This window comes from Vibrio atypicus (genome assembly GCF_009811315.1).
GTDB lineage: Bacteria > Pseudomonadota > Gammaproteobacteria > Enterobacterales > Vibrionaceae > Vibrio > Vibrio atypicus.
Genome location: NZ_BLID01000003.1, coordinates 144,053 through 156,257 on the forward strand (window position 1 = coordinate 144,053; position 12,205 = coordinate 156,257).

9 protein-coding genes are annotated in these 12,205 nt (G+C 43.7%); 3 read left to right on the forward strand and 6 right to left on the reverse strand.

Annotation, left to right across the window (positions count from 1 at the left end; genetic code table 11):
- Positions 1 to 8 precede the first annotated feature (8 nt).
- Together GVO60_RS07935 and GVO60_RS07940 are read right to left on the reverse strand one after the other, a co-directional pair.
- Entirely contained in the window at positions 9 to 2,486 is a 2,478-nt protein-coding gene (locus GVO60_RS07935) for a putative bifunctional diguanylate cyclase/phosphodiesterase (RefSeq protein ID WP_159652683.1), read from the reverse strand.
- On the reverse strand, positions 2,483 to 3,601 hold the full coding sequence (locus GVO60_RS07940) for a substrate-binding domain-containing protein (RefSeq protein WP_159652685.1): 1,119 nt from the start codon (positions 3,599 to 3,601) through the stop codon (positions 2,483 to 2,485). The genes GVO60_RS07935 and GVO60_RS07940 overlap by 4 nt, the downstream gene beginning before the upstream one ends.
- Before the next feature lie 88 nt (positions 3,602 to 3,689).
- On the opposite strand from GVO60_RS07940, the gene GVO60_RS07945 reads away from it, so the two are divergent.
- From GVO60_RS07945 to GVO60_RS07955, 3 genes are all read left to right on the forward strand, one after another.
- On the forward strand, positions 3,690 to 4,787 hold the full coding sequence (locus GVO60_RS07945; protein ID WP_159652687.1) for a substrate-binding domain-containing protein: 1,098 nt from the start codon (positions 3,690 to 3,692) through the stop codon (positions 4,785 to 4,787).
- Between the two features lie 136 nt (positions 4,788 to 4,923).
- Positions 4,924 to 6,486, forward strand: a complete 1,563-nt coding sequence (locus GVO60_RS07950; RefSeq protein ID WP_159652689.1) for a methyl-accepting chemotaxis protein — start codon at positions 4,924 to 4,926, stop codon at positions 6,484 to 6,486.
- Between the two features lie 60 nt (positions 6,487 to 6,546).
- Complete coding sequence (locus tag GVO60_RS07955) at positions 6,547 to 7,371, forward strand: LysR family transcriptional regulator (RefSeq protein ID WP_159653291.1); 825 nt, start codon at positions 6,547 to 6,549, stop codon at positions 7,369 to 7,371.
- Positions 7,372 to 7,398: 27 nt separating this feature from the next.
- On the opposite strand, the gene GVO60_RS07960 is transcribed toward GVO60_RS07955, so the two are convergent.
- The 4 genes from GVO60_RS07960 to tal all read right to left on the reverse strand — a co-directional run bounded on the left by GVO60_RS07960 (position 7,399) and on the right by tal (position 12,131).
- Entirely contained in the window at positions 7,399 to 8,430 is a 1,032-nt protein-coding gene (locus GVO60_RS07960; RefSeq protein ID WP_159652691.1) for an HlyD family secretion protein, read from the reverse strand.
- A gap of 3 nt (positions 8,431 to 8,433) precedes the next feature.
- Positions 8,434 to 8,940: a magnesium transporter gene (locus GVO60_RS07965; RefSeq protein ID WP_159652693.1), complete on the reverse strand. Its 507-nt coding sequence runs from the start codon at positions 8,938 to 8,940 to the stop codon at positions 8,434 to 8,436.
- Positions 8,941 to 9,092: 152 nt separating this feature from the next.
- Entirely contained in the window at positions 9,093 to 11,099 is a 2,007-nt protein-coding gene (gene tkt, locus GVO60_RS07970; protein WP_159652695.1) for a transketolase, read from the reverse strand.
- An 81-nt stretch (positions 11,100 to 11,180) separates the two neighbouring features.
- Positions 11,181 to 12,131, reverse strand: a complete 951-nt coding sequence (gene tal, locus GVO60_RS07975; protein WP_159652697.1) for a transaldolase — start codon at positions 12,129 to 12,131, stop codon at positions 11,181 to 11,183.
- Positions 12,132 to 12,205 lie beyond the last annotated feature (74 nt).

Genomic DNA, 12,205 nt, shown 5'->3' on the forward strand with positions numbered 1-12,205 from the left:
GGAGTTATCTAGTAAGTTTCTTGTTCCAAGTTAGCATCGGTTTTCGCGATGTATTCAAGCCAATCAGGGACGGGTAACGGTCTTGCAAAGTAATAGCCTTGCGCGCAGCGGCAGCCAATTTTACGAAGTGTATCAACGTGGGACTCTGTTTCGACCCCCTCGGCAATCACTGAAAGGTTGAGCACTTGTGCTAGTTTAAGAATCGCACTGGTGATCTCATAATCCAATTTTGAGGTGTTAACGTCTTGAATAAAGCTTCGATCAAGTTTAATGCAATCAGCGGAGAGATTTTTCAGCATTGCTAGCGAAGAGTATCCGGTACCAAAATCGTCGATGGCAATTTTGTAGCCCCGAGCTCGCAGCTTCTCAATCGTACGAGAACAGGTTTCGAAATCTCGCATCATGTCTCTTTCAGTAATCTCAAGGAGCAGTTGCTCTGGTTTACATTCCGTTTCATCCAAGATTTCTTGCAATTGTTCTGCAAGATCAGTCTTGTAAAACATGCGAGCAGAGAAATTGACAGAGATCATCAAGTTTTCAAGATTAATGCCTGCATGTTTCCATTCGGTAACTAGATTGGCAACTTTTCTAAAGACCCACTTATCGATCTCGATGATAAGGTCGGTTTTTTCTGCAACTTCCAAAAAGTCGAAAGGAGGCAACAAACCCAATTTAGGGTGTTGCCAGCGAACTAACGCTTCAGCTCCAACAATGTTCTGGGTCTCTAAATTCACTTTGGGCTGGAAGTGGACGACTAACTCATTATTCTTAATCGCATTATGTAAGCCCATATTGATTTCGATAAGATCTGTCACTTCATGGGTCATCTTATCGGCATAGATACGATACTGATCCCTGCCATTGCGTTTGGCATGGTACATGGCTGTGTCGGCATTTCGAACCAGTGTTTCACCATCTTCACCGTGAACCGGGAACTGACAGATACCAATACTGGCAGAGACAAAAATCATACTATCTTCAATGTAATAGGGCATTCTCAACGCTTTGTTGATGCGCTCTGCAACCTTTTCACCTTCTTCAGCATTCATGTCAGAAATGACAATCATGAATTCGTCGCCACCCATGCGAGCTACAAATCCGGAATCACCGATAAGCTTAGTTAGGATCTCTGAAATGCTGACCAATAAATTATCTCCTGAAGCATGTCCAAGAGAATCATTGATGGTTTTAAACTCATCGATATCCAAATAGAGGAGAAGAAAAGGGCTGTGGTTAATTTGTGATAGCTCTATTTGTTGTTTCAGTTTTTTGGTGGCTAGTAGTCGATTCGCCAACGATGTTAATGGGTCATGATGAGCGAGAAAGTCGAAATTTTTCTTTTCTTCATTCAGTTCCAAATAAGCTTCTGATAATCGCGATGCCATATTGTTGTAAGCATTCTCGATATGACTCCATTCATCGGTACGACCAAGATCAATGGGCGTTTTGATGCCGTTAGAGACTAAACGATCAAAACCGTCTTTTAAATCGTCTAGCGGTTTACGAATATGGAGGTTCACAACACGGTTAACCAAAAGAACAGAAAGTAGAATCGCGAACATACTAATAATTATCGCATTGAATCGTGATTGCCCGATTTCTTTTTCTAGTTGGTGGGTGAGTTCTATGGCCTGAGTTTGCACGCGAGTTTCGGTACTTTCTACCATTTGGAGCAATTCATTCTGGGCGTCAACTAGGGCAGCCATGACAATCCAGCGCTGTTCTAGGTTAGCGCGTATACGACGAAGAGCGGCGTTATATCGCTTTACGGTTTTTTGAATTTTTTTCTTCTGGGTGACAACTGATGGCGTGTCGATATCTACGTTTTCTAAATGAAGTAGGAAAATATCGAGCTCTTTTTCGACTTCGATAAGCAGTACTTTTTCTGTTTCAGGTGTAATTCGGCTATGAATATCACCGATCATTTTCCCTGTAGAGAGAAAGGCTTCTCGCAACATGTTGACTAAATCGAGCTCGTTGTTGTAGTGCTGGATATTCTGATTGGATAAATCAGCAATTTTACTGTCTGCAATCACAAACTCGAGCTCATCAATTTGGACCGCAAGTGTTGAATCGATCTTAGAAGTTTGTTTAAGAATTCGGTTGAGTGCTAACGAGCTACCAAGAAAGCGATGAAAATTATCAATGAAAGCGTCGATTTTGTTTGAGAATGTTTTATTGGTAGAGAGGTCTCGAAGTCGTTGGAGTTGTAAGTCAATATTAAATGCCTGTGCTGACAAGGTACTTTCACTGAATAGGAAGGTCTGTTCGAGTAACTTTACCTTTGATGTTAGGGCAAATACTCGTCGACTAATCTCGGAGTTAACAATCAACTCTGATACATGAGTGCTTGTTTCTGTTTTTAAGGTTGATTCAACGTAGTAGAGAGAGCGAATTACGATCAGCACGGCAACACTTACAATCAGCAATGAAACGAGGCTTGAAACGATGAGTCGTTGGGTGATGTTGATGTTTTTTATGTTCATTGCGGTTTCCAAATCTTTAAGTAAGCTTCGCGATAACCGTTTTCTGGGTCATAAATACCATGTCCTTTTTGACTTACTAGCTCCTCTACATTTTCTGGGGTAACCAAATGAACCGCCGCTGAATAGCCACTGGGCGATAAATCATTGAAAGAGCGGTTTAGTTCGTCGATGATTTGCCAGCCTTGTAGATACAATGGTTCGGGCACCGTAGCCAGTTGGAAATTGTCTGTGTTAATTCGTTTGTAAGCGGCTTTGCTTCCGTCCCCTGCAGAAATATTGAGAGGCACTTGATCATGTTGTTCAAGGTTAGATTCTAAAGATGGGATAGCATAATCAATATAAAGGTCATTGATCGCTAAGATATGCGTAATGTCCTGATTGTATTGTTCCCACAGTTTCTCTAATGTCTTAGGCATAAGCTCCGAGACTTTATCGAGTGGTAGATCGTTGACTTCAAGCAGTTGGCATTCTTGGCATTTTCTGATGGTCGCTGCCATCGCATCTGATTTGATCGTTGCTATCTTATAATTTGAATCTGTAAAGATTAGGGTCTTGGCCTTTCCTTTGGAACCTACTATCGCCAATAGGGCAGCAACTTCGGCTACGTCTAATGGGTCGGTTGTAATATTCATGAAAAGGCCTATCTCTTCATTTCCGCCTGCCATTTCTGTCGCGTGCCAACCAATGACGACAATCCCTAGTTTTTGAGCTAATTTCAGGACGTCTTTGTGGCGCTCGGCATCGATTCCACCTAGCACAATAGCATCGGGCCCAAAACCTATTGCTTTCCGAATCGCAGCCCCTTGACGAGTTTCCGAGCCTAATCCGTCGATAAAGCGTAAATGCCAATCAAGATGCGATATTGCTTCGGACATTCCTTTGCCCACTCCATATACGCCACCATTTCGTAAGTCAGAGGCCACAAAGATAATACTTTTATTGTAAACGGCTGACGGTCCATTAGTTGGTCCATCCCATGCGGTGTTTCCAGAGATTGCTCTCGCTACTTTTACTTTTGCGTACTCATAGAAAGAACTGCCTTCGTTAGTAGCAAAGGAGTAGGGGCTATTAAGAACAACAAGCAACACAGCAAAGCGTGTCCATAAAATCATCATAAATTTATAGTTTCTAATTTAGCTTTATAATTTATCGCCTATATATTTATAATAATGTTATTACACAATCAAACAATTGGTAACATTTATGACTTGTTTCGTAGATAAAATGATAATCGTCGCTGTTTCAATAGTTCTTTCGTTTAGCTTTTCCTCTGTACAGGCACATGAAGCCGACATTGATGACGAGGCTCATCTATCAAGTCATTTTCAGTTTGCTGTTAGCAATGAACCGGTTGCTGTTGAAAATGGTGTTGTAAAGGAACCGATCCGTATCGCTATTATTTACCCTAGTGCGGATATTTCTGATTTCTGGGTACGAAACTACACCGCATTGATCAAGCGTTTGTCTGCGTTAAGTGTGCCTTATGAAGTGACAGAATACTCTTCTAAACAAATCGAACACTCACTTCAGACGCAATACACAGAGAAAGTGCTAAACGCAGTAAAGCCTTATGATTTCGTCATTTTTGGCCCCTCAGAATTGGATCTGCAAGCCAATAATATCCAAAAGCTATCAGCTTCAAAGCAGTTCAAAACTTTCATTTGGGCTTTCCATACACCCAATGATAGTTGGAGCTCGCAGCCTGATGCCTGGTTTGATTTTTCTAGTAGTATGGGGGCTGAAGTCCTTTGTGATCATGTAGTTAAACATTTAGGGAAAGATATCGAATTTGCCGCAAATCGAGGTATTCCTGGAATTACAGATACTCAGCGTTCTCAAGGCTTTATGGATTGTGTTGAAGAGCGTGGGGATTGGTTAACAGTCTATGAACACTTTGGTCAATATCAAAAATTAGGCGGCGCAGACGGAGTTAGGCTTATTTTAGATAATTTCCCTGAAGTCACTATGATTCACAATGCGAATACGGCTATGACGATGGGTGCGGTGGATGCACTACGTGAGGCGGGTAAGCTTGACCCTATTTATGTTACTGGATGGGGTGGAACAGCGAAAGAGATTGAGAAGATCCGAGAAGGGGAGCTAGACGCAACACCTATGCGTATGAGTGATGATCTTGGTGTAGCGACAGCAGAAGCGATTAAGTTCCATCTAGAAGGGCGAGCCGACGAAGTTCCGTTAATCTATCTAGGGCGAATTACTGTCGCTCACAATGAGATGAGCGATGCGGAAATCGATGACTTAACTCGTGAAGCTTTTCGCTATTCGGGAGTTAATGAATAAGAATTGGTTTTGACACAAAAATGTGTAAGCTTGTGAATCGCAACCTTTATTTACAAAATGTGATGTTCATATTTTGTCATGATTTCTAATATTGTATATATTGGCGCGCATTAATACTACAACAAAAGTTTATTTAATGAACGTCAGCCAACACTTATCTCAACGTGAAACCCTGCTCGCTGAAAACGAGCAACTAGTCTCAACTACGGATTTAAAAGGTGTCATTACATACAGTAATGATGCCTTTTGTCGTATCGCAGAATTTACCCAACAAGAACTCCTTGGACAAAACCACAACCTTGTACGCCATGATGATATGCCGAAAGCGGCTTTTGCTGACATGTGGGTTAACTTAAAACAAGGTAAAGCATGGCGCGGAGTGGTGAAAAACAGAACTAAATCGGGTGGATACTACTGGGTGGATGCCTACGTTACTCCGATATTTGAAAACGGGGTCGTTTCTGGCTATCAATCAGTAAGGGTTAAGCCCAAACGTGAGTGGGTTGAAATTGCATCTAAAGCATATAAGAGTCTACTACAAGCTGAGAAAGGCGGTAGAAGTTGGTCTTTACAGCTGAGTGATACTGTTCGGTATGCGGTCTTGCTTGGTTCTTTAGTTGCCCCTTTGGCTAGTCAGCTATTTGAAGTTAATCAAACCATACAAATAGCATCGAGCTTATTGCCAATATCAACGTTGCTACTGCTGTTTAGACAAGAGTTGATAAATACCCCTCTTCAGTTGAAAAAGCTACAGACTCAATTCGATAGCGTTAGTCGTTTAGTTTACTCAGGTAAAAGCCAGTTTTCTGTCGCTGATTTTCACATAAAGCTCCTTAAGGCAAGGATAAGAACTGTACTGGGTCGTATGACAGATTCTGCAAAACCGTTGCAATCTTTATCTGATAGCCTTAACACAACAGCCGTCGAGGTAAGCCAAGCACTTGATCAACAAACTGCTGATATAAGACAAGTTCGCCAAGCGACCGAAGAAGTCGAAATGGCAGCGAATGAAGTCTCTTCGAATACACATGAAGCGCACCAACTCATTGATGTGACTTTATCAACATGTTTGCAAGCTAAAGAGAGCATTCACCAAACTCAACAAAACTTGAGTACATTGAATATTCAAGCGGAAAAAGCGACCAACACAACCTACGAGCTGAATGAGCAAGCTGAAAAAGTCAGCAATATGATGGAGGAGATTGGTGGTATAGCTGATCAAACTAACTTGCTTGCGCTTAATGCAGCGATTGAAGCGGCTCGGGCGGGAGAACAAGGCAGAGGTTTTGCTGTTGTTGCAGACGAAGTTCGAGCGTTGTCGGGAAGAACGTCCAAAGCAACACTACAGATCAAAGAGAGTATTGATGTCATGATGAGTACAATTGGTGCGTGGCAGCATGACATCATTGCAAATAAAGAACAAACCAACCAATGTGATTTAGCCGCTCAGGAAAGTGCAAAGCGTTTGATTGAAATGGAATCTGTTATGCAATCCATGAGTCAGCTGATGCAATCTGTCGAAAACTCAGTCGATGTTCAGCGTAACCTTTCGAGTGACGTAAATGCTCACATCCAGTCCATTGCGTCAACTGCGGAGCAAAATCTCTCAGCAACATACTCGGTATCAGAACATTCGAAAGCACTGAATGAACAGGTCAATGAGTTTTACTTGTTAGCAAAACGTTTTGAAGAGAAGTAACATGCTTATACTATTTATATAGGAATGAATAGTTTAACTAACGTTTGGTAAAGAGTGATGATGAACGATTTAAATGCTCTACATGTGTTTCTTGTATTAATGCAGACACGCAATACTCAGCGAGCAGCAGTAAAGCTAGGTCGTTCACAGTCTTATGTGTCTAAGGTTTTGGCTCAGCTTCGAGAGGATCTGAAAGACCCTCTGTTTATTCGAGACGCGACAGGTTTAGTTGCTACCGATTATGCGAGTGCAATTGAGCCCAAAGTCAGAGCGGCCCTTGAACAGCTCGAACTAGCGCTTGAACCAGATGTTTTTGACCCTAGCTCTCTTTCTCGAGTTACGTTACACATAGTCGAGCCGTATTTAGTGGAGATTGGAAAGGATCTGATCAAAGCGATTCGTTCACAAACTGATGCAGTCATTGAGTTACGCCAGTGGAGTGAGCATAGTGAGCGATTGATATTGGAAGAGCAGGTAGATCTTGGCTTACATACTTTGAGTGATAAGCCTCAAAGCTTTTATCAGAAGAAAATTCACTCTGGAGCTGGTGTCTTTGAGGGCAATCTGGGTGGTGAATACGTTAAGTTCATTATTTCAGGCATTAATGAGCATCAAGACCATTTCAAAGCACTCGACCCAAATTTAGAAGCCGGAATCATAGTTGATAGTGTCCATCTTATTAATCAGTTGATGGACGACTGTTTTACGTTACGTTATGAACCCTATTACGATGACGAGAAGCTTTATCCATTGAATTTAGATATGGCGTTAATTTGTAAAGCGTCACTGCGTTCTGCCGCTAAGCAGCAATGGTTGATGGATCTGATTGTTCCCATCGTCGATGATCATATTCAGTCTCGCAAAGAGGCAAAAAAAGCGCCATAGAGGCGCTTTTTACATATCTGTTATCCATTAGAGTGCAGATAGATAAGACTTATACGCTTTTAGTCTTACCGTTGCGGCTCCTATGATATCCATAAAACCAAGTGCTTCATGCGGCTTTTTAGCTGACACCCAACCTGAACCTGTTGCACCAATAGGAACGTTGTATCCGGCAGGTTCTTCGAACTCAATGACAATCGTTCTTCCGTGAGATCCTGCGTTGTTGCCCACGTGTTGGCGAACATGCTGTGAGCCGTTAATTACGGATACACGCGCTTCGCCTGTCCCTGCTGTAAGGCTGTGAACACGACCACGGAATATCTCACCAGGGTAGGCATCAACATAGAATTCGGCAAACTGACCAATTTCAATGTTGCGGTAAGTTTGGTCTGCTATGCGCATCTCTACAAATTTCTTATTGGTGTTGTAAAGGTGCATATTACCGACGCGAGTCCCTTCTACGATATTAGTAATAGATAACTGACCATCGAAAGGCGCTCGGATTTCACGGCGTTCGTTCTGCCAATCAGCAGTGGCAATTTGCGCATTAATGCTCAGGATTTGAGCGTTCACTGCCGCTATTTTTGCATCGGTTGATTCGATACGAGTTCGTAAATCATCCCGTTGAGACTCCTGAGCAAAGTCGTTCAATTTGGTTAGTCGTTCTAGCTGCTTTTTGTCATTATTGATTTGATGCGTTAGCGCTAGGATTTCAGCGTGTGCCGCGTCTTTTTGCGCCGTGAGCCCTTCAACTTGCGCAGCGGAATCTTCGGTGCGCAGGGTATAAATAAGCTCGCCTTCTTTTACCATCTGATTGTGCTCAACGAATACCTGATCAACCTCCTGACCAATTAACGGACTTAATACTGCATGAGGCGCTTTGACTGTTGTGCTGTCGGTCAAATCAGCCGGAGACCAAAAGCGATGCGCAGTAAAGAGTGAAAAAGCAAGCAAAGCGCCAATACCGACAATCACTACCGCGTTTCTTAACGTCCAGCGAACGACACCTGTTTTTACTAGCAACCAGCAAATAAATACGTATGGGAGCATTATCTCTTTCATGGTTTATTCCTCGATGTTTTTGGCTGGCTGACGACCATTTCGAATGATGTTTGAGATTTCAGTAGCTAGTACGTCCCAACGGGCAAACGCGATGATGATGGCAAGGACCCACCACGCTTTATCAATGAAGAGACCACAAAGAGAAAGAGCAAACACGATTTGAGTATGCGCACTCGACATTTTTGCTGCCTGATGAACAGCAACTTCATGGAGTTGCCACATTAAATAGACAACATAAATAAGAATCGCGACGGTTACGAAGAAGATAAACCCCATGAACACCTCAGAGTCTAAGAGGGTTAAAATTGCAGGGTAACCGTTAGAAAAGTACTCTTCAGGCAGATCTTTACCATGTACAGTGCCAAGTTTTGATAGCAGTACAGAAGCACCAATCAAGACCGTGGCTGCGATAGACCACTTGATTACATAAGATAATAGGGTTTTAGCAATCCTTAGCGGCTTCGTGTCCGTTCCTTTATACGGCGATGGTAAAGTAGTTTTTGGAGACATACATACGGCCTTCTTTATTGCTTTGGTAAAAGAATACGCAATGCCGAATGTAAATTTGGAATAGTCGAAATTCCAAATGAAAAGTGAATGAATTCCTAGAAAAAAGCCCCGCTCAGAGAGCAGGGCTTTTAAACAGAGTAAGGTTACAGTAATTAAGCTAGAAGCTCTTTCGCTGTGTTTACTACGTTTTCAGTTGTGAAACCGAACATCTTGAATAGCTCGCCCGCTGGTGCAGATTCGCCGAACGTTGTCATACCGATGATCTTGCCACCGAAGCCAACGTACTTGTACCAGAAGTCAGCGATGCCAGCTTCAACTGCGATACGTGCTGTTACGTCAGATGGAAGTACAGATTCACGGTATTCTGCATCTTGCTTATCGAACGCGTCAGTTGCAGGCATAGATACTACGCGTACTTTCTTACCTTCAGCCGTTAGTTCAGCCGCTGCGTTAACTGCTAGCTCAACTTCAGAACCTGTTGCAATAAGAATAAGCTCTGGTTTGCCTTCACAATCTTTCAGGATGTAACCACCCTTCGCGATGTTAGCTACTTGCTCGTCGCTACGCTCTTGCTGTGCAAGGTTTTGACGAGAGAAGATTAGAGACGTTGGGCCGTCTTTACGTTCGATAGCCAGTTTCCAAGCCACTGCAGATTCAACTTGGTCACATGGACGCCATGTGCTCATGTTTGGAGTTAGACGTAGAGAAGCGATTTGCTCAACTGGTTGGTGAGTTGGGCCATCTTCGCCAAGACCGATAGAGTCGTGCGTGTAAACTTGGATGTTCTGAACTTTCATCAGAGCAGCCATACGCATTGCGTTACGCGCGTATTCCATGAACATTAGGAAAGTAGCGCCGTATGGTACGAAACCACCGTGCAGAGCGATACCGTTCATGATAGCCGTCATACCGAATTCACGTACACCGTAGTGGATGTAGTTACCCGCTGGATCTTCAGCAGAAACAGACTTAGAGCCAGACCACATGGTTAGGTTAGAAGGCGCAAGGTCAGCAGAGCCGCCTAGGAATTCAGGTAGCATAGCACCGAATGCTTCTAGCGCATTTTGAGAAGCTTTGCGTGATGCAATGTTTGCAGGGTTAGCTTGAAGGTCAGCAATGATTGCGTTTGCTTTCTCTTCCCACTCTGCTGGAAGTTCACCGTTTACGCGGCGTTTGAATTCAGCTGCCAGCTCAGGGTACGCTGCTTCATAAGCTGCAAGTTTCTCGTTCCACGCTGCTTCCTTAGCTGCGCCTGCTTCTTTCGCATCCCACTCTGAGTAGACTTCCGACGGAATTTCAAAAGGACCGTGCTCCCAACCAAGTTCTTTACGTGTAGCTGCAATTTCTTCAGCGCCTAGTGGTGCACCGTGACAATCGTGTGAACCAGATTTGTTTGGTGAACCAAAACCGATGATAGTCTTAGTACAGATTAGAGTAGGGCGAGGGTCTGCTTTCGCTGCAACGATCGCTGCGTTGATCGCTTCTGCATCGTGACCGTCTACTGCTGGGATTACGTGCCAGCCGTATGCTTCAAAACGTTTTGGAGTATCGTCAGAGAACCAACCTTCAACTTCGCCGTCGATTGAGATGCCGTTGTCATCCCAGAAAGCGATAAGTTTACCAAGACCTAGCGTACCTGCTAGAGAACATGCTTCGTGAGAGATACCTTCCATCAGACAGCCATCACCCATGAATGCATAAGTGAAGTGATCAACGATGTCGTGACCTTCTTTGTTGAACTGTGCCGCAAGCGTCTTCTCAGCAAGCGCCATACCGACAGCGTTAGTGATGCCTTGACCTAGAGGGCCAGTTGTTGTCTCAACACCTGGCGCATAACCGTACTCTGGGTGGCCAGGCGTTTTAGAGTGTAGCTGACGGAAGTTCTTAAGATCGTCAATTGAAAGCTCGTAACCGGCAAGGTGAAGCAGAGAATAAATCAGCATAGAGCCGTGGCCGTTTGAAAGAACAAAACGGTCGCGGTCAGCCCACTCTGGGTTTGAAGGGTTGTGGTTTAGGTGAGAACGCCAAAGAACTTCAGCGATGTCAGCCATACCCATAGGTGCGCCTGGGTGACCAGAGTTTGCTTGTTGTACGCCATCCATGCTTAGTGCACGGATTGCGTTTGCTAAATGCTTTCTTGATGGAAGAGAGTGATCCATAATAAATACCGATAAATAGATTGTTTCTTAAAAGGATATGAAGAGGGGAACGCAAACGTTCCCCTCTAGAAATTCTGTGGATTACAGTTTAGCTGCAATCATGTCTTCAAGTTTGCCTTGGTCAACTGCGAAGTTACGAATACCTTCAGCAACTTTCTCAACCGCCATAGCGTCAAGGTTGTGCTCCCATAGGAACTCAGCGTGAGTCATTGGAGCTGGGCGCTCTTTAGAGCCTTTAGAGTCAACTAGCTTCTCTACAACTTCACCTTCAGCAGCTTCTAGTTCAGCTAGAAGAGCAGGAGCGATAGTTAGACGGTCACAACCAGCAAGTTCTAGGATCTCGCCGATGTTACGGAAGCTTGCGCCCATAACAACAGTGTTGTAGCCGTGCTCTTTGTAGTAGTTGTAGATGTCAGTTACTGAGATTACGCCTGGATCTTCTTGAGCTTCAAAATCACGACCTTCTTTCGCTTTGTACCAGTCCATGATACGGCCAACGAATGGCGAGATTAGGAATACGCCAGCTTCAGCACAAGCACGAGCCTGAGCGAAAGAGAATAGAAGAGTAAGGTTACAGTTGATGCCTTCTTTTTCTAGGATTTCTGCTGCGCGGATACCTTCCCAAGTAGAAGCCAGTTTGATAAGGATACGGTCGTTAGATACGCCAGCGTCGTTGTACATTTTTACAAGTTGACGAGCTTTAGCAACGCTGCCTTCAGTATCGTAAGAAAGGCGAGCATCTACTTCTGTAGAGATACGACCTGGAATCGTAGTTAGGATTTCTTTACCGATGTTTACCGCAAGCATGTCACAAGTGTCTTGAACTTGTTGTGCTTTATCTGAGCTTTGTGCTTTTGCGTATTCGATAGAAGCGTCGATTAGAGGCGCGTACTCTTCAATTTGAGCGGCTTTAAGAATCAGAGAAGGGTTAGTTGTCGCGTCTTCTGGCTGGTATTTTTTGATTGCGTCGATTTCACCAGTGTCAGCTACTACAGTCGTCAGTTTACGAAGTTGCTCTAATTTGTTGCTCATTTCGATCATCCTATTTCATTGGGCTGCCATATGACATGAATGTCTATGGCGATGCAATTGCAAGCGAGTTAAGT

Excerpts from the sequence above, each read along its gene's own strand:
- GVO60_RS07935 (WP_159652683.1), bottom strand. The coding sequence starts at position 2,486 with ATGAACATAAAAAACATCAACATCACCCAACGACTCATCGTTTCAAGC.
- GVO60_RS07940 (WP_159652685.1), bottom strand. The coding sequence starts at position 3,601 with ATGATGATTTTATGGACACGCTTTGCTGTGTTGCTTGTTGTTCTTAAT.
- GVO60_RS07945 (WP_159652687.1), top strand. The coding sequence starts at position 3,690 with ATGACTTGTTTCGTAGATAAAATGATAATCGTCGCTGTTTCAATAGTT.
- GVO60_RS07950 (WP_159652689.1), top strand. The coding sequence starts at position 4,924 with ATGAACGTCAGCCAACACTTATCTCAACGTGAAACCCTGCTCGCTGAA.
- GVO60_RS07955 (WP_159653291.1), top strand. The coding sequence starts at position 6,547 with ATGAACGATTTAAATGCTCTACATGTGTTTCTTGTATTAATGCAGACA.
- GVO60_RS07960 (WP_159652691.1), bottom strand. The coding sequence starts at position 8,430 with ATGAAAGAGATAATGCTCCCATACGTATTTATTTGCTGGTTGCTAGTA.
- GVO60_RS07965 (WP_159652693.1), bottom strand. The coding sequence starts at position 8,940 with ATGTCTCCAAAAACTACTTTACCATCGCCGTATAAAGGAACGGACACG.
- tkt (WP_159652695.1), bottom strand. The coding sequence starts at position 11,099 with ATGGATCACTCTCTTCCATCAAGAAAGCATTTAGCAAACGCAATCCGT.
- tal (WP_159652697.1), bottom strand. The coding sequence starts at position 12,131 with ATGAGCAACAAATTAGAGCAACTTCGTAAACTGACGACTGTAGTAGCT.